Annotated in this window: 13 protein-coding genes and 2 pseudogenes; 11 read left to right on the top strand and 4 right to left on the bottom strand. The window is 55.1% G+C overall.

Annotated elements, in window-relative coordinates; translation table 11 throughout:
* A pseudogene (locus B3Z49_RS13890) lies at positions 1 to 227 on the bottom strand (aminomethyl transferase family protein); the annotation flags it as partial.
* 394 nt (positions 228 to 621) lie between these two features.
* On the opposite strand from B3Z49_RS13890, the gene B3Z49_RS13885 reads away from it, so the two are divergent.
* The 6 genes from B3Z49_RS13885 (at position 622) to purU (ending at position 6,865) form a co-directional block, all read left to right on the top strand.
* Entirely contained in the window at positions 622 to 1,326 is a 705-nt protein-coding gene (locus tag B3Z49_RS13885; protein ID WP_296991948.1) for a helix-turn-helix domain-containing protein, read from the top strand.
* Positions 1,327 to 1,444: 118 nt separating this feature from the next.
* Positions 1,445 to 2,341 (top strand): class II glutamine amidotransferase, encoded by an 897-nt coding sequence (locus B3Z49_RS13880; RefSeq protein WP_286791882.1) that lies wholly within the window; start codon positions 1,445 to 1,447, stop codon positions 2,339 to 2,341.
* Positions 2,342 to 2,424: 83 nt separating this feature from the next.
* Entirely contained in the window at positions 2,425 to 3,111 is a 687-nt protein-coding gene (locus B3Z49_RS13875) for a GXGXG domain-containing protein (protein ID WP_296991942.1), read from the top strand.
* Between the two features lie 66 nt (positions 3,112 to 3,177).
* Complete coding sequence (locus B3Z49_RS13870; RefSeq protein WP_063090379.1) at positions 3,178 to 4,506, top strand: FMN-binding glutamate synthase family protein; 1,329 nt, start codon at positions 3,178 to 3,180, stop codon at positions 4,504 to 4,506.
* Between the two features lie 87 nt (positions 4,507 to 4,593).
* Entirely contained in the window at positions 4,594 to 5,898 is a 1,305-nt protein-coding gene (gene glnT / locus B3Z49_RS13865; RefSeq protein WP_296991937.1) for a type III glutamate--ammonia ligase, read from the top strand.
* Between the two features lie 82 nt (positions 5,899 to 5,980).
* A complete protein-coding gene (gene purU / locus B3Z49_RS13860; RefSeq protein ID WP_008892009.1) occupies positions 5,981 to 6,865 on the top strand; it encodes a formyltetrahydrofolate deformylase in 885 nt (294 codons plus the stop codon).
* A gap of 349 nt (positions 6,866 to 7,214) precedes the next feature.
* Here purU and B3Z49_RS13855 read toward each other — a convergent pair whose 3' ends face one another.
* The gene (locus tag B3Z49_RS13855) at positions 7,215 to 9,377 is read right to left on the bottom strand and encodes a dihydroxy-acid dehydratase (protein WP_296991934.1); all 2,163 of its coding nucleotides are present in this window, start codon (positions 9,375 to 9,377) and stop codon (positions 7,215 to 7,217) included.
* Positions 9,378 to 9,449: 72 nt separating this feature from the next.
* Positions 9,450 to 10,211, bottom strand: a complete 762-nt coding sequence (locus B3Z49_RS13850; RefSeq protein ID WP_296991931.1) for an SDR family NAD(P)-dependent oxidoreductase — start codon at positions 10,209 to 10,211, stop codon at positions 9,450 to 9,452.
* Between the two features lie 241 nt (positions 10,212 to 10,452).
* Between B3Z49_RS13850 and xylF the strand changes: the two genes are divergently transcribed.
* The 5 genes from xylF to B3Z49_RS13825 all read left to right on the top strand — a co-directional run bounded on the left by xylF (position 10,453) and on the right by B3Z49_RS13825 (position 16,201).
* On the top strand, positions 10,453 to 11,484 hold the full coding sequence (gene xylF, locus B3Z49_RS13845) for a D-xylose ABC transporter substrate-binding protein (protein WP_296991928.1): 1,032 nt from the start codon (positions 10,453 to 10,455) through the stop codon (positions 11,482 to 11,484).
* A 101-nt stretch (positions 11,485 to 11,585) separates the two neighbouring features.
* The gene (locus tag B3Z49_RS13840; protein ID WP_296991925.1) at positions 11,586 to 12,851 is read left to right on the top strand and encodes a sugar ABC transporter permease; all 1,266 of its coding nucleotides are present in this window, start codon (positions 11,586 to 11,588) and stop codon (positions 12,849 to 12,851) included.
* A gap of 11 nt (positions 12,852 to 12,862) precedes the next feature.
* Entirely contained in the window at positions 12,863 to 13,690 is an 828-nt protein-coding gene (locus tag B3Z49_RS13835; RefSeq protein WP_296991922.1) for an ATP-binding cassette domain-containing protein, read from the top strand.
* Positions 13,691 to 13,707: 17 nt separating this feature from the next.
* Positions 13,708 to 14,889 carry a fumarylacetoacetate hydrolase family protein gene (locus B3Z49_RS13830; protein WP_296991920.1) on the top strand — a complete coding sequence of 394 codons (1,182 nt, stop codon included), beginning with the start codon at positions 13,708 to 13,710 and terminating at the stop codon, positions 14,887 to 14,889.
* Between the two features lie 58 nt (positions 14,890 to 14,947).
* A complete protein-coding gene (locus B3Z49_RS13825; protein WP_296991917.1) occupies positions 14,948 to 16,201 on the top strand; it encodes an ROK family transcriptional regulator in 1,254 nt (417 codons plus the stop codon).
* Positions 16,202 to 16,295: 94 nt separating this feature from the next.
* Here the strand turns inward: B3Z49_RS13825 and B3Z49_RS13820 are convergent.
* Positions 16,296 to 16,892, bottom strand: a pseudogene (locus B3Z49_RS13820) (aldehyde dehydrogenase (NADP(+))); the annotation flags it as partial.

Below are 16,892 nucleotides of genomic sequence, written 5' to 3'. Positions count from 1 at the left end.
CGCGTGGTGGCATAGTCGATCACGTGGGATGCATGCGCGCCGGTGATATGAACCTTTTTCAGGCCTGAAACATCCATGATCCCGGCCTTGGCGCGGATCGCGATATATTCCTCGTCCCAATCCTTGTCATAGGTCCAGGCGGTGCCCATCCCGCTCCAGTCTTCAAGATTGGAACCAAGCGCGCGATGCCGATCGGCAAGGGCTGAAAATCTCCAGCTTGCAGTCATAGTGATGGCCTCCTGATATGATTGCCTTTGCGCACAATCAGCGCGCTATTATCGGCTTATTTTGTTCCATATTTTGGCGGCATCTTGTTCGCGAACGCAATAATTATTTTTCATATTATTCAATTTTTATTCCTTAAAGGCTATTTTCTACGGCATTGCAGCAACTTCCATCCCCACCTCTCATATCGCCTTTGCGGAAATTTATTTTCCCTGGAGTTGATAAATATTTCCTGCCAGTGTAAGTCATGCCTATGGCGTATGGCCGACCAATAAGGGTAAAAGCCCGGGCACATACGACCGATAAAAAAGCAGGCCGCATCAAGTGGCCGTTCGAGGAAACCAGAAACGAGCGGACCCGCACCGGGACAAAACCGGTGACGGAGGACAAGCCAGCATGGCAAATAGCAAAACAACACAAGCACCGCAGACCACCGCCAATAGCGAGCAAGGATCAGGCATGGACACCAAGAGCAAACCCGCCGCCCTCACCCAGGACCCGCACGCGCTTCGTGAACCCAAGGAAAACAATCTCGAAATTGCCATCGGCCATGAAGTCCGAGCGCTCCGCAAGAAGCTGGGCATCACGATTTCCGATCTGGCGTCCGCAACCGGGATTTCGATGGGGATGCTTTCCAAGATCGAAAACGGCGTGACCTCGCCGTCGCTGACCTCGCTTCAGGCACTGGCAAGTGCACTGGGTGTGCCGGTGACCGATTTCTTCCGTCGTTATGAAGAACCGCGCAATGCGGTGTTCGTGAAATCCGGCGAAGGTGTTGCGATTGAACGCCGCGGCACGCGCGCAGGCCATGAATATAACCTGCTGGGTCATATAGATAACAACACCAGTGGTGTGGTGGTCGAACCCTATTTGCTAACCTTGACCAAGGAGTCGAGCAGCTTCCCCGCCTTCCAGCATGAAGGCATGGAATTCATCTATATGCTTGAGGGTGAAGTCCGTTACCGTCATGGCGATCAGCTTTACTACATGAAAGAAGGCGACAGCCTGTTCTTTGATGCCGATGCCCGCCACGGACCGGAAGAACTTCTTTCATTTCCAATACGTTACCTATCGATCATCTGCTATCCCGCCCGGGGATAAGCATTCACTCCGGTGAAAACATCAATTCACTGAGAAGAAATTTTTATTCTTCATAGTTGATTCCGCATTCGCGAACAGGTAGTCTCCGTTTCAGAAACAGAATGGAGACTGTCCTGCCATGTGCGGCATTGTTGGTTTATTCCTTAAAGATAAAAGTCTGGAACCACAGCTCGGCGCGTTGTTGTCTGAAATGCTGGTGACCATGACCGACCGTGGCCCCGATAGTGCGGGCATCGCAATTTATGGCGCAGATCAGAATGATCTGGTCAAACTCACGATCCAGTCTCCGGAACCGGAAACAGATTTTGCCGGCCTGACCGAAGACCTGCGCAAAGCCGGGATCAAGAACGCATCCATCCTGCCCAAAAACACCCATGCGGTGATTACGGTTTCAAGCGATCAGATCGATGCAACCCGAAGCGCACTTGAAGACCTTCGTCCGAATGTCCGCGTCATGGGGACGGGTACGGCGATGGAAATTTACAAGGAAGTTGGCCTGCCCAAGGACGTGCTTGAACGCTTCAAGATTTCCGACATGAGTGGCACTCACGGGATCGGCCATACCCGCATGGCGACCGAAAGTGCGGTGACCACCCTTGGCGCCCACCCGTTTTCGACCGGTTCGGACCAATGCCTTGTGCATAACGGTTCGCTGTCGAACCACAACAACCTTCGCCGTGAACTGACCCGCGAAGGCATTCGCCTTGAAACCCAGAACGATTCAGAGGTCGCGGCCGCCTATCTGACCGGCGAAATGGCCAAGGGCAAAAACCTGGGCGAAGCCCTGACCAGTGCGCTTGATGACCTTGATGGCTTCTTCACCTTTGTGGTTGGCACCAAATCGGGCTTTGGCGTTGTCCGCGACCCGATTGCCTGCAAACCGGCCGTGATGGCGGAAACCGATGCCTATGTCGCATTCGGGTCCGAATATCGCGCACTGGTCAACCTGCCGGGCATTGAAGACGCCCGCGTCTGGGAGCCGGAACCGGCCACGGTTTATTTCTGGGAACACTGATTAACACGAACCCTGTCGGCTGCTGCCACGTGCGCGCCGACCTGACTGCAAAAACTCTGCAGTCCTATGAGGAAGGAACACACATGCCAGTGTTTGATCTTGCAACCACCGAACTGCGCGCGCTCAATCAGGCGCTTCATGCGCTTGATAAAAGTGGTGTGCCTGAGGATTTCGAAATCACCAATCCGCGCGGCGCACATGCCGTGGCTGTCGGCATCGACGCACCGGTCAATGTCACCATCAATGGCAGCGTCGGTTATTACTGTGCGGGCATGAACGAACAGGCCACCGTCACGGTCAATGGCAATGCCGGTCCGGGTGTGGCTGAAAACATGATGTCGGGCAAAGTCGTGATCAAAGGCGATGCCAGCCAGTATGCCGGGGCCACCGCCCATGGCGGTTTGCTGGTGATCGAAGGCAATGCGTCGTCACGCTGCGGCATTTCGATGAAAGGTGTCGATATCGTCGTCAAAGGCAATATCGGCCATATGTCGGCCTTCATGGCGCAGTCGGGCAACCTTGTTGTTCTGGGCGATGCTGGTGATGCGCTGGGTGATTCACTTTATGAAGCGCGCCTTTTTGTGCGCGGCACGGTCAAAAGCCTCGGTGCCGATTGCGAGAAAAAGGAAATGCGGGCCGAACATATCGAGCTTCTGACCAGGCTTCTTGCAGATGCAGGCATCACGGATGTGAAGCCCGAGGAATTCACGCGGTATGGCTCGGCCAGGACGCTTTACAACTTCAGTGTCGATAATTTCGACGCCTATTGATGCGGCACGCTGAACGCCGCGCGGATCCAAAATCCGAGCGCGTCAGCCCAAAGACAGGATCTGACCATGACCTACAAAAATCCCGTTACGACGCCGCGTAAATCGGCAACATTTGATGATTATACCCTTTCGGAAATCCGGCGTGCTGCCGCGACAGGCATTTACGACATCCGCGGTGGTGGTGCGAAACGACGGGTCCCGCATTTTGATGACTTGCTGTTCCTTGGCGCATCCATGTCGCGCTATCCGCTGGAAGGATACCGCGAGAAATGCGAAACCGCCGTCACGCTCGGCACCCGTTTTGCCAAGAAACCGATTGAGCTTAAAATTCCGATCACCATTGCCGGTATGAGCTTTGGCTCCCTGTCCGGTCCGGCCAAGGAAGCCCTTGGACGCGGCGCATCGGCGGCAGGCACGTCGACCACCACGGGCGATGGTGGCATGACTGAGGAAGAGCGCGGTCATTCGACCCAACTTGTTTATCAATACCTGCCGTCACGTTACGGCATGAACCCGCGCGATCTGAAACGCGCCGATGCGATTGAAATCGTTATTGGTCAGGGTGCAAAACCGGGCGGCGGCGGCATGTTGCTGGGTCAGAAGATCTCTGACCGCGTGGCTGAAATGCGCAACCTGCCAATGGGCATTGATCAACGGTCCGCTTGCCGTCATCCGGATTGGACCGGCCCGGACGATCTTGAGATCAAAATTCAGGAAATCCGCGAAATCACCGACTGGGAAAAGCCGATCTTCATCAAGGTCGGTGGCGCACGCCCCTATTATGACGTTGCCCTTGCAGTCAAGGCCGGTGCCGATGTCATCGTGCTGGATGGCATGCAGGGTGGCACAGCCGCGACCCAGGAAGTCTTTATCGAACATGTCGGTCAGCCGACCCTTGCCTGCATCCGCCCGGCGGTAAAAGCATTGCAAGACATGGGCATGCACCGCAAAGTACAGCTGATCGTTTCGGGCGGTATCCGAAATGGTGCCGACGTTGCCAAGGCGCTTGCCCTTGGTGCGGATGCGGTTTCCATCGGGACCGCCGCCCTTGTCGCCATCGGTGACAACGACCCGAAATGGGAAGCAGAATATAACGAACTTGGCACCACGGCTGGTGCCTATGATGACTGGCATGAAGGTCGTGATCCCGCAGGCATCACGACACAGGATGCCGACCTGATGAAACGGGTTGACCCGATTGCCGCCGGGCGGCGACTGGCCAACTATCTGAAGGTCATGACCCTTGAAGCGCAAACCATTGCGCGCGCCTGCGGCAAAAATCATGTGCACAACCTCGAACCCGAGGATCTCTGCGCACTGAATATCGAAGCGGCCGCCATGGCTGGTGTACCGCTTGCCGGAACCAACTGGGTTCCGGGTCAGGGAGGATTCTAGAACAGCTAACCTACCACCGGACCGGGTGCGCCCCAAGGCGTGCCCGGGAAACCGATGGTTATTGATAAAATTCGTCAGGGGACTTCGATGACCAAGGATCTATCAGCCTTTGCCCGGGAACGCGGCATCAAATACTTCATGATCAGCTTTACCGACCTGTTTGGCGGTCAGCGCGCCAAACTTGTCCCGACCCAGGCAATTGCCGACATGCAGGAAGAAGGTGCCGGTTTTGCAGGTTTCGCCACCTGGCTTGACCTGAGCCCGGCGCACCCCGACATGTTCGCCATTCCTGATCCTAGCTCTGTCATCCAGTTGCCCTGGAAACCGGAAGTCGCCTGGGTTGCCGCCGATTGCATCATGGAAGGCACACCGGTCGAACAGGCCCCGCGCAACGTTTTGAAAGCACAGATCGCCAAGGCGGCCGAACTTGGCCTCAATGTCAAAACCGGGGTCGAGGCGGAATTTTTCCTTGTCACCACCGATGGATCGGAAATTTCTGATCCGGCCGATACGGCGGAAAAACCCTGTTACGACCAACAAGCCGTCATGCGCCGTTATGACGTGATTGCCGAGATTTGCGATTACATGCTTGAACTCGGCTGGGGTGCGTATCAGAACGACCATGAAGACGCCAATGGCCAGTTTGAAATGAACTGGGAATTCGATGACGCGCTTAAAACCGCCGACAAGCATTCCTTCTTCAAGTTTATGGTCAAATCAATTGCCGAAAAGCACGGCCTTCGCGCAACCTTCATGCCCAAGCCCTTCCCGGGCCTGACCGGCAATGGCTGCCACTGCCACGTATCAGTCTGGGATAATGATGGTGCCAATGCCTTTGCCGATAATGACATGCCATTTGGTCTGTCGGCCAAGGGCAAACATTTCCTTGGCGGCATCATGAAGCATGCCTCTGCCATGGCGGTGATCACCAACCCGACGGTCAATTCCTATAAACGTATCAATGCGCCGCGCACCATGTCGGGCGCGACCTGGGCACCGAACACGGTGACCTGGACGGGCAACAACCGCACGCACATGGTCCGCGTTCCGGGGCCGGGGCGTTTTGAACTGCGTCTGCCGGACGGGGCGACCAACCCGTATCTTCTTCAGGCCGTGATCATCGCGGCCGGCCTTGATGGCATGGCAACCAATGCCGATCCGGGACCGCATTACGATATCGACATGTACAAGGAAGGGCATTCGATCAAGGATGCACCGCATCTGCCACTGAACCTGCTCGATGCCCTGCGTGAAATGGGCTCTAACGAAGAGCTCCAGCTTGCGATGGGCAAGGAATTCTCAAGTGCCTATCTCAAACTTAAACAAACCGAGTGGAATTCTTACGTTTCGCACTTTTCCCGCTGGGAACGTGAGAACACACTTGATATTTAATGCTTCTGCCCGGCCTTATCTCATTCCCCGATGGACGGGGCCGGGCAATTTTTGATTATTCCAAACGAGAAAGCCAGACGCGATGAAAAGCTACGTTCTGACTGTTTCCTGCGATTCTCAGCGCGGGGTGGTTGCTGCTATTTCGACCTATTTGGCAGATAACGGCTGCAACATTACCGATAGCTCCCAGTTTGACGACCAAGAAACCGGCTTGTTCTTTATGCGGGTTGCCTTCGTCAGCGAGGAAGGTGTTGATCAGGAAACCCTGATCGCAGGCTTTGAGGGTCCGGCAGCAGAACTTGGCATGAAGTACGAAATCCATGACAGCTCCGAGAAGATGAAGGTTCTTCTGATGGTGTCGCGGTTTGGTCATTGCCTGAACGATCTGCTGTATCGTTGGAAAATCGGGGCGCTTCCGATTGATATCGTTGGCGTGGTGTCAAACCATCTTGATTATCAGAAGGTTGTCGTTAATCACGATATTCCCTTCCACCACATCCCGGTCACCAAGGAAAACAAGCCCGAAGCCGAGAAAAAGCTTCTTGATGTTGTTTCTGACTATAATGTCGAACTGATCGTTCTGGCCCGCTACATGCAGGTCCTCTCAGACAGCCTGTGCAAGAAAATGAGTGGCAAGATCATCAATATCCACCATTCCTTCCTGCCAAGCTTCAAGGGCGCTAACCCTTATCAACAGGCCTATGTGCGCGGGGTCAAACTGATTGGCGCAACCGCGCATTATGTCACCGCTGACCTTGATGAAGGTCCGATCATCGAACAGGACATTGCGCGCATTACCCACGCCCAGAACTCGGCCGATTATGTGTCGATTGGCCGCGATGTCGAAAGCCAGGTTCTGGCGCGTGCGGTCCACGCCCATATCCACCACCGTTCGTTCATCAACGGCAACCGCACCATCGTCTTCCCGCCAAGCCCGGGAAGCTACGCATCGGAGCGGATGGGCTAAGCCCAGCACGTGCGACAATCAAAAACGCCCCGGCCAATACGGCACGGGGCGTTTTGCATTTTGGTGTGTTAAAGCATGTTGCATTTAATCTGCTCCATTATGTTTGTTTTTGGCGTGCCGTTTGGCAAGGCACAGCGTGCAGAGCGATGCGGCGCATCGGTCAAACGGTGTAACGCCGCAAAACGCCGCCAAAAACAAACCCTTCGGGCCGAGATAACCTTCCGCCCCGCAGCGTCAAGACCCTTGAACGTAGCCCCGCTACGTTCTGCAGCCCTTTCCTCGCCGGACAGAAGGTTATCTCCGGCAAAATGGGGCAGATTAAATGCAACATGCTTTAAACCCTTGTGGCTTAACGCCAGGATTTGGTTGCGCGACGATCAACAGCACGGGGCACGATACCGCGTGCGGCATTGCCAATCCCGTCAAGCACGTTGCTTGCGGCAATATCGCACTGGCGATCGGCCATGCGCTTGAACCGTGCATCAAAGACCGGCTTGCGATCTGCAATGTCGCGGGGATCGGATGCGACCTCTTCCCCACGTTTGAATGTCTCGGGATCGAGCCAATCCAACGTTAGCCCTGTCAGATCAAGACGCAGCACATCGCCATCCTTAAGATAGCCGATTGCACCACCTGTAAAGGCCTCCGGCACCATATGACCGATACAGGCGCCCTTGGTCACCCCGGAATACCGCCCATCGGTGATCAGCATGGATGATGCTTCGAGAATGCGGTGATGGCGCAAGTTCTGCGACGGCGAAAACATTTCCGGCATGCCATAGGCTTCCGGCCCCTGCCCACCGATGACAAACGCAAAGGACAGATGCCCCTGTTCGAACATGTCCTTTGGCGCATCCATATCGACACGGTTTCCGCCATTGCGGCGCACGACTGCGGCAATCAATTCTTCATCAACACCATCGGTTTCAATCAGGCGTGTAATCAAATCGGGCGAGGCAAAGTCGGCATTACAGACATGTTCATTTTCGTAATAGCGCACGATGAAAACATGATCATCAAAGTGCGACAATAATCGGTCGCTCATACCCGATGTCTTGACCGCGCAGTTTTCAAAGAAACTGCCGGTGATGACATCAACGCCGGAACGCTGCCTGACCGGGTTGGCACGAATGACCGATGCATCGCCCAACGACAGATCAACCGGATTTTCAAGATTGGCGATGCGTTCTGCCCAGGTTTTTCCAAGGATGGTCGGCGCATCAAGATCCATCGCCACGCCAAGATCGGCCAGAATGCGATAGATGCTTTCCATACCGCGGTTTTTGCCTTCGGCCATTTGCTGAGCCAAGACAAAAGTGTCGCGGTTTTCCGTCAGGCTGTGGGCGAAAATTTCCGGCACCGGGGTTTTGGTGCGCACATCCTGATAATCATCAATCGAGATATCAAAACCGGCATAGCGCATCATGAATGGCAAATGCAAAAGCATGTTGCTGCTCGATCCGGTCGCATTATGAACACGCACGAAATTGGCAAAGTTCGCCTTCAGCAAATTGCCAATCGCATATTCCGGCTTGTTGAGAACACCAAACAGGGCATCGATCCCGGCTGCCACGGCCTCGAACGGCGGGACATCGGTCAGCAATTCCAGTTCCGGAGGGGTCAGGCCGAAGGCAGCCAACATGGTGCGTGATGAATTACCTGTGCCGTTAAAGGCACAAATGCCACCTTTGGAATCACAGGTCGCTGTTGCCAGCTCATCGAGAACCCGACGTTCAAGCGCCCCGTCGATAATCCCCAGAAGCCGGGCACGTTCGAGCAAACCTGCAAACGCCTCGTCCGAGGTGCATTGCAGGATATAGCGCATGTTTTCGCGGATATCGGCACCAAGATCATCATGCCCGGCGGCATCGGAGTCAGCGGCGATTTTATCAAGCAAACGACGCGTGCCTTCGGGAATTTCGCCGCCTTTAAGAACATGGGACGGTGCAAACACAGCCCAGACCGGCGCCTGATCGCCACGCCAGGCTCGTGCATGATCAGCCGCGGCCAGACCGGCCACCACAGCGGCAGGTGATTTATCACAGCCGGCAATCACATAGGCCGCGTGATAACTGTGGCCTTCAAAGGTGATATTTACCGCCGCCGCCGTATGGTTGCGCGATGCCAGTGAATAGCTTTGCCCGATATTGTTTTGCGCCGTGCCATCGCAAATCACCGGTACATGGAACAGGAACGGAACCCCGCCCATTTCCCAAATGCGCAGGGCTGCCATCAGCGCCTGCGGACGATCCAGAAGATGGGCCGGATGATCCGGCGCACCAGCAATGATTGCAATGCGCGGGCGGTTTTCCACCAGACGCCCGACCACGTCCTTGATTTCGGGAACGGCAAATTTGCGACCACTGGCAACAACCGGGTTTTCGTTCACAGCATCGCGCAGCAACCGCACCACTGTGATTGGCTGGTTGGCGAGACCCTGAATGCAGTCGCGATACGGGTTGGCTTTTTCATCGATGATGATTGGCTGATCAGAGAGATTTGCAGGCGACATATACTGTTTTTTCCAAGTTCGAGCAGTGGTCTCGGGGCGAGCAGCGGTCTTGGCACCCGTCGAAACACACGATCAGACGATGCCGCCATCCACGATGAAGTTCTGTGATGAACAGGCCGACGAAACATCAGATGCCAGGAAAAGAACCATCTGTGCAACATCATCCCCCACCAGCCGGCGTTTGACGCATTGCTGCTCCTGAATGCGTTCTTCATCCTCGGGAGAAATCCAAAGATCAAGCTGGCGCTGTGTCATGATGCAGCCCGGCGTCACCGCATTAACGCGAATGCCATATTCCCCCCAGTCCCGGGCAAGCGCGCGTGTCAGTCCGATAATACCGGCCTTTGCGGTCTCGTACGTTACCAGATCCGGCAGGCCCATCATATAACTCACAGAACTGAAATTGATAATACTTCCGCACCGTTTTTCCTTCATCCCCGGTGCGACTGCCTGGGCACAAAAGAAATGATGGTTCATGTTCACATCCAGGCCATCACGCCACTTGTCAGGACTGATATCTTCGGGCGAATGTCGATCATCGCGCGCCGCATTGTTTACCAGAACGTCAATCGGGCCAATCGCAACCGACATGTCGCGAACCGCATCGGAAATGGATGATTGGTTGCGCAAATCAAGCGATTTGTAGACCGGGGTTACGCCGTGCTCTTCCTTAATGGAGGCGATCAGTTTTTGCGCGGCGGCATCATCGATATCGAAGAACCCGACCCGCGCCCCCTGCGCACAGAATGCGCGCACGATCGAGGCGCCAATCCCGGATGCACCGCCGGTTACAAGCACGGATTTACCGTCAATGTCGTGATAACTCGCTGTCATAACGTTCCCTGTCTCTTTTCATATTATTTTAGGTGAATAAATTAATTGCTGCAGCGCACCACACTATAAACACCGCCAATTCAACCCTTAATCGCAAACTGCGATATAAAAATGCGTGAAAAGCGATGAATTTAATTTATTCACTAAAAAATATTTGACAGGACGCCTTCTTCACGTCAACATTTTTTCGATAACAAAAATAAATGTCACCAGAAGACACATTTATTCAGGGAAGAAACCGATGAAAAAACTCCTATCAACGGCCATGTTGGCCGGAACCGTTCTGCTGTCTGCAAATGCCTTTGCTGCTGATCTGACTGTTGGCGTCAGCTGGTCGAACTTCCAGGAAGAACGCTGGAAAACCGATGAAGCCGCAATCAAGGCTGCTCTGGATGCTGCGGGGGCTGAGTACATCAGCGCAGATGCCCAAAGCAATCCATCCAAACAGCTTTCCGATATCGAAAGCCTGATCGCACGTGGTGCCGATGCCCTGATCGTCCTGGCACAGGACTCAGCATCAATTGGCCCTGCTGTCGAAAAGGCCCTGAACGAAGGCATTCCGGTCGTTGGCTATGACCGCCTGATCGAAGACTCGAACGCCTATTACATTACGTTCAACAACAAGGAAGTTGGTCGCCTTCAGGCCGAGGCCGTTTTTGCCGAGCAACCGAAAGGCAACTACGTCTTCATCAAAGGCGCACCGACCGACCCGAACGCAAACATTCTGCACGAAGGACAGCTTGAAATCCTGCAGAAGGCAATTGACGCGGGCGACATCAAGGTTGTTGGCGAAGCCTATACCGACAGCTGGCAGCCAGCGATTGCGCAGCGGAACATGGAACAGTTCCTGACCGCTGCGGACAACAAGGTTGATGCCGTTGTCGCATCCAATGATGGCACCGCCGGTGGTGTTGTTGCAGCACTGTCTGCACAGGGCATGCAAGGCATTCCTGTATCGGGCCAGGATGGCGATCATGCCGCACTGAACCGTGTTGCACTTGGCACCCAGACAGTTTCGGTCTGGAAAGATGCGCGCCTTCTTGGCAAACGCGCGGCTGAAATCGCCGTTGAACTTGCCAAGGGCACCAAGCTTGGTGACGTGGACGGCACCGAAGATTGGCAAAGCCCGAATGGTGTAACCATGAAGTCTTACTTCCTGGATCCGGTTGCGATCACCCAGAACAAACTTGATCTGGTGATTGATGCGGGCTGGGTGTCCAAAGACGTGGTTTGCCAGGGCGTGACCAACAGCAATGTCGCGGCCTGCAACTAGGCCAGCCTGTTTTCTCCGACCTTGCATAAACCCGGGGCCGACTGCATTTCACATATCGTGCAGATATCGCAGTTCGGCCCCGCTGCTTTACGAGCTTTTTCATGTCACGACTACTTTCGAAAATGGAAGTCGACCGTCGTCTGGTTGGCCTCGCTGTTGTCCTGCTGATCATCTGGGTGGGTTTTGACATTGCCTCGGGCGGTCGCTTTATCACGCCCCGAAACATCTTTAACCTGTCGGTTCAGACGGCCTCTGTGGCGGTGATGGCATGCGGCATGGTTCTGATCATTGTCACCCGTCATATCGACCTTTCGGTTGGGGCGGTCCTGGGTGTTCTCGCCATGATCATGGGGGTCGTTCAGACCGATTTCCTGCCACAGTTTCTTGATTACAACCATCCCCTGACCTGGGTGCTGACGCTTCTGGTTGGCATTGTCGTTGGTGCCCTGATCGGCTCCATTCAAGGGGTTGCAGTTGGTTACCTTGGCGTCCCGGCATTTATCGTGACACTTGGCGGGCTTTTGGTCTGGCGCGGATCTGCATGGTGGGTCACACAAGGGCGCACCGTTGCCCCGCTTGATCAGAATTACATTCTGCTGGGCGGTGGCATCGAAGGAACGATTGGCGCCACCTGGAGCTGGATCGTTGCCTTGATCGGTATTCTTGCGATCATTTACGCCGCGATCATGGAACGCCGCCGTCGCCTGTCCTTCGAATTTCCGGTCAAACCAATCTGGGCCGAATATACCAACACGATTATCAAGGCCGGTTTGGTGCTGATTGTTGTCGCGACACTGAATGCCTATCACCTGCCTACACGTGCGGCAGAACGCCTTTTGGAAAACAAGGGCATTCCGGTCACGCCAGAAAATCTTGAAATTGCGCATGGTATTCCGATCCCGCTTCTGATTGTTGCACTTGTCGCGATCATCCTGACCATCGCGGTCAAACGCTCCCGTTTCGGGCGCTATGTCTTTGCCATTGGTGGCAACCCGCAGGCCGCCGAACTGGCCGGGATCAACGTCAAACGCATGACGGTGGCCGTATTTGCCCTGATGGGCGTCCTTTGTGCGATCAGTGCCGCCATTTCATCGGCCCGCCTGCAGTCGGCAGGCAACGATTTGGGCACGCTTGACGAACTGCGCGTGATTGCCGCCGTGGTCATTGGCGGCACGTCGCTTGCCGGTGGACTTGGCACGATCTATGGCGCGCTGATCGGGGCGCTGGTGATGCAAAGCCTGCAAAGCGGCATGGCGCTTTTGGGGGTTGATACCTCGTTACAAAGCATCGTCATCGGCCTGGTTCTTGTCGTCGCCGTCTTTAGTGACAAGTATTTCCATCGCCGTTACAGCGACCCGACCGCGTAAGGAGACCCGTGATGACTGATCCAAACATGACCAAAGATCCGCTGGTCGAAATGCAAGATATCCATATCAGCTTTGGCGGGGTGAAGGCCGTTGACGGTGTATCAATTGATCTTTATCCCGGCGAAGTGGTTGGCGTTTTGGGCCATAACGGTGCGGGCAAATCAACGCTGATCAAAATTCTTTCCGGTGCCTATCAGGCCGACACCGGCAAGATCATTGTCGATGGCAAGGAAGCCAAGATCGAGAACGCGCGCGATGCACGCGACAACAATATCGAAACGATCTATCAGAACCTTGCACTTGCCGACAATCTGGACGCGGCCCAGAACCTGTTTCTGGGACGTGAAATCACCGACAAGTTCGGGTTTCTTGATGATGCCGCCATGGAGCACAAGGCGCGCGAGGTTCTTCATCGCCTGAACCCGAATTTCAAAAAGTTCACATCCCCCGTATCGGCCCTTTCGGGCGGGCAGCGCCAGTCGGTCGCCATTGCACGTGCCTTGTTGTTTGAGGCACGCGTACTGATCATGGATGAACCCTGTGCGGCCCTTGGTGTTCATGAAACAAAGATGGTCGGCGAACTGATTGACCAATTAAAGCGTGACGGTTTGGGTATTTTGTTGATTAGCCACGATCTTCATGATGTGTTTGACCTTTCTGACCGGTTGCATGTCATGAAGAACGGAAAACTGGTTGGCAGCGTTAGAACCGAAGATGTCACACATGACGACGTACTTGGGATGATCATTCTGGGCAAAATGCCCGAGCACCTTCTGCATTTGGCTGGCCCCGGCGCGACCAATGCAACGGGTGCCGTGAATGGCACCACCCACAGATAAACAAGCGAGACACCGAGATGACCACAGGCTTCCCCATCAACGCCCAAGACATCCTGCCCGATGACGCAAGTAATGCCGTCCTGATCGGGCGCATCTGGGACCCGCGCGTTTCCGGACCAACACCGGTGCTTCTTGATGGTGAAACGCTGCGCGATATCAGCAGTGTCGCACCGACCGTCAGCGAAATCCTTGAACTTGATGACGTTCTGGCAAAGCTTTCAAACCCGGCAAGCTTCCCGACTGTCGCTACCCTCAGTGATATTCTGGACCAGTCCCGTCCGGGGGCCGATGAAAACACCCCGCACCTTCTGTCCCCCAATGATCTGCAGGCAATCAAGGCAAGTGGCGTGACCTTTGTTGCAAGCCTTCTTGAACGCGTGATCGAGGAACAGGCGCGCGGTGACTCAAGCAAAGCCGATCAGATCCGTACCGAAATCACCGGCATTATCGGTGATGACCTCTCACAGATCGAACCGGGTTCGCAAAAGGCCGCCGATATCAAGACCGTGCTGCTCGAAAAGGGCGCCTGGTCGCAATATCTTGAAGTCGGCATCGGTCCGGATGCGGAAATCTTTACCAAGGCGCCGGTCATGTCAGCTGTCGGGCATGGTGCGCATGTCGGCCTGCATCCGATTTCAACCTGGAACAACCCGGAACCCGAAGTGGTTCTGACCGTGACATCAAAGGGCAAGATCGTTGGTGCCACACTTGGCAACGACGTCAACCTGCGCGATGTCGAAGGGCGCTCTGCCCTGTTGCTTGGTAAGGCAAAGGACAATAACGCATCCTGTGCGATTGGCCCGTTCATCCGCCTGTTTGACGGCAAGTTCACGCTGGAAAATGTCAAATCGGCCGATATCGCCATGGCCGTCGACGGACCCGAGGGCTATCACCTCGATGCGGTCAGCTCCATGAGCCAGATCAGCCGCACACCCGAAAGCCTTGTTTCACAGGCGATAGGCAAACATCATCAATATCCGGATGGCATCATGCTGTTTCTGGGAACGATGTTTGCGCCGACCGATGACCGGGGTGGTGCGGGCAAAGGCTTTACCCATGAAATGGGCGACCTTGTCAGCATCTCGACGCCAAGCCTTGGCAAACTGGTCAATCAGGTCGACCGATCAGATGCCATTAAACCCTGGACGTTCGGGATCAGCGCGTTGATGAACAACCTTGCACGTCGCGGATTGCTCTGACCGCTCGCACATATAAATTGCCCGAACGGGCATATTAACAAGGATACTGATCAACCACATGATGCGCCGTACAGAAAGCGAAACACCGCGCCAGCCCTCCCAGACGGCGATCTTGCGCTATCTGCGCATGCATGGCCCTGCTGCGCGCATTGATATCGGTACGGCAACTGGACTAAGCCCTGCGACTGTCACGTCGCTAACCGCCGACTTGATGGCGCAGGGTTTGGTAAAGGAAAGCGAAGGCAGTAACAATAACGGCACCGCGAACGGAACCGGGAATGGCACCACGCGTGGCCGTCCCAAGGTCTTGCTGGATCTGGTGCCAAATGCCGCCTGCGTCATCGGGGTCAAAATCACCATCAATCTGATCGAAATTGCGCTGGGCAATTTCAAGGGTGAAATTGAACGCAGCATCGAACACTGCATCAATACCCGCGATCTTGGCGCGGACGAGTTGACCAGAACCCTGATTGCGTTGATTGACCGGTTTCTCGAACGCAATCGCGATTTCTGCATCCATCCGCCCGCGGGCATCAGCATCGCCATTCAAGGGGTAACCGACAGCAACAGCGGCGAGATCATCTGGTCGCCAGCCCTCCGTCATCGCCATATTCCCTTGGTCAAATCACTCAGCGAACGATATGGCAGCGCTGTTCAGATGTCGAACGATGCAAACTGCATCGCAACAGCGATCTCGCAAAACACCAACCTGCATAATGATGGCGACTTTGCCGTGATCATGCTGGGCTACGGGATCGGCATGGGGCTGGTTCTGAATGGCAAGGTCTATAACGGTGACTTCGGGACTGCTGCGGAGTTTGGCCATACCAAATACCAACCCGATGGGCCGCTGTGCAATTGCGGCCGACGTGGGTGTCTTGAAGCCTATATCGGGGACTATGCCATCCTGCGTGATGCGCGCGGCGTGATTGACCTGCCCGATACCAACAACCTGCACCCCAGTGAAGAACAGATGATGGATCTGGTTGCCCGGGCCCGCCGCGGCGACACCGGTCTTGCCGAACTGTTCCGCCATGCTGGCAAGGTATTGGGATATGGCATCGCCAACCTGATTGCGCTGCTGGGCCCCAAACAGATTTTCATTACCGGATCGGGTGCGCGGGCATTCGACATGATGGAACCGGAACTCAGGCGTGGTCTGGACGAGGCACAGGTACCTGAACTCAGCCGAAACCCGACCATCACCTATCTTCCGTGGGATAAGGATCTGGCCCTTCAAGGGGCGATTGGTCAAAGCCTGCTCAGGCATGATGAAAACATGTTTCAGGCCACCGCAACAGTCCGGGACTAACAAATCCGCGACTGACAAATCCGCGACTAACAAAAAAAGCCGCCCAAATGGGCGGCTTTTTCTTTTCAGCAAGGCTGTCGCGAAGAGATATCGCTTAGGCGATATCTTTGGGCAGAACATCGGTCGGGATGTTCTGATAGCAAACCGGACGCAGGAAGCGACGGATTGCCATCGTCCCGACCGAGGTTGCACCGAAGTTGGTCGATGCCGGGTATGGTCCGCCATGGACCATGGTGTCGGATACTTCCACACCGGTCGGGAAACCGTTGGCCAGAACGCGGCCAGCCTTGTGTTCAAGGATCGGCAGAAGCGAACGGGCATCTGCCGCATCGGCTGAATCAAGATGCAGCGTGCAGGTCAACTGACCTTCAAGCGATTTGGCAATCTTGCGCATTTCGGCAACGTCCTTGACGCGAACGACAAGGCCGAGCGGGCCAAAGACTTCTTCGCCAAGCTCATGGTTGGCAAGCCAGTTTTCACCGGTGGTCTCAAACAGATACGGCGTCGCATTGCGCAGATCACAAGACGTCGTCAGAACTTCTTTGACACCCGAAGTCGCCGCCACACGCTTGGCACCGGCGCGATAGGTTTCTGCCATGCCATCGGTCAGCATGGTTTGCGGACCAACACCCGAAAGACCTTCCTTGGCGGCGGCAACGAATGCATCCGCATCCGGACCTTCGATCACAAC

The sequence above is a fragment of the Thalassospira sp. UBA1131 genome (genome assembly GCF_002311515.1).
Lineage (GTDB): Bacteria > Pseudomonadota > Alphaproteobacteria > Rhodospirillales > Thalassospiraceae > Thalassospira.
The sequence above is the reverse complement of the archived record's forward strand: the minus strand, read 5'-3'. Positions and strand labels throughout refer to the sequence as shown.

What these genes read in the sequence shown, in the direction of transcription:
- B3Z49_RS13855 (WP_296991934.1), bottom strand. Translation starts at nt 9,377, where the DNA reads ATGTCGCCTGCAAATCTCTCTGATCAGCCAATCATCATCGATGAAAAA.
- xylF (WP_296991928.1), top strand. Translation starts at nt 10,453, where the DNA reads ATGAAAAAACTCCTATCAACGGCCATGTTGGCCGGAACCGTTCTGCTG.
- B3Z49_RS13850 (WP_296991931.1), bottom strand. Translation starts at nt 10,211, where the DNA reads ATGACAGCGAGTTATCACGACATTGACGGTAAATCCGTGCTTGTAACC.
- B3Z49_RS13875 (WP_296991942.1), top strand. Translation starts at nt 2,425, where the DNA reads ATGCCAGTGTTTGATCTTGCAACCACCGAACTGCGCGCGCTCAATCAG.
- B3Z49_RS13840 (WP_296991925.1), top strand. Translation starts at nt 11,586, where the DNA reads ATGTCACGACTACTTTCGAAAATGGAAGTCGACCGTCGTCTGGTTGGC.
- purU (WP_008892009.1), top strand. Translation starts at nt 5,981, where the DNA reads ATGAAAAGCTACGTTCTGACTGTTTCCTGCGATTCTCAGCGCGGGGTG.
- B3Z49_RS13870 (WP_063090379.1), top strand. Translation starts at nt 3,178, where the DNA reads ATGACCTACAAAAATCCCGTTACGACGCCGCGTAAATCGGCAACATTT.
- B3Z49_RS13835 (WP_296991922.1), top strand. Translation starts at nt 12,863, where the DNA reads ATGACTGATCCAAACATGACCAAAGATCCGCTGGTCGAAATGCAAGAT.
- glnT (WP_296991937.1), top strand. Translation starts at nt 4,594, where the DNA reads ATGACCAAGGATCTATCAGCCTTTGCCCGGGAACGCGGCATCAAATAC.
- B3Z49_RS13830 (WP_296991920.1), top strand. Translation starts at nt 13,708, where the DNA reads ATGACCACAGGCTTCCCCATCAACGCCCAAGACATCCTGCCCGATGAC.
- B3Z49_RS13825 (WP_296991917.1), top strand. Translation starts at nt 14,948, where the DNA reads ATGATGCGCCGTACAGAAAGCGAAACACCGCGCCAGCCCTCCCAGACG.
- B3Z49_RS13880 (WP_286791882.1), top strand. Translation starts at nt 1,445, where the DNA reads ATGTGCGGCATTGTTGGTTTATTCCTTAAAGATAAAAGTCTGGAACCA.
- B3Z49_RS13885 (WP_296991948.1), top strand. Translation starts at nt 622, where the DNA reads ATGGCAAATAGCAAAACAACACAAGCACCGCAGACCACCGCCAATAGC.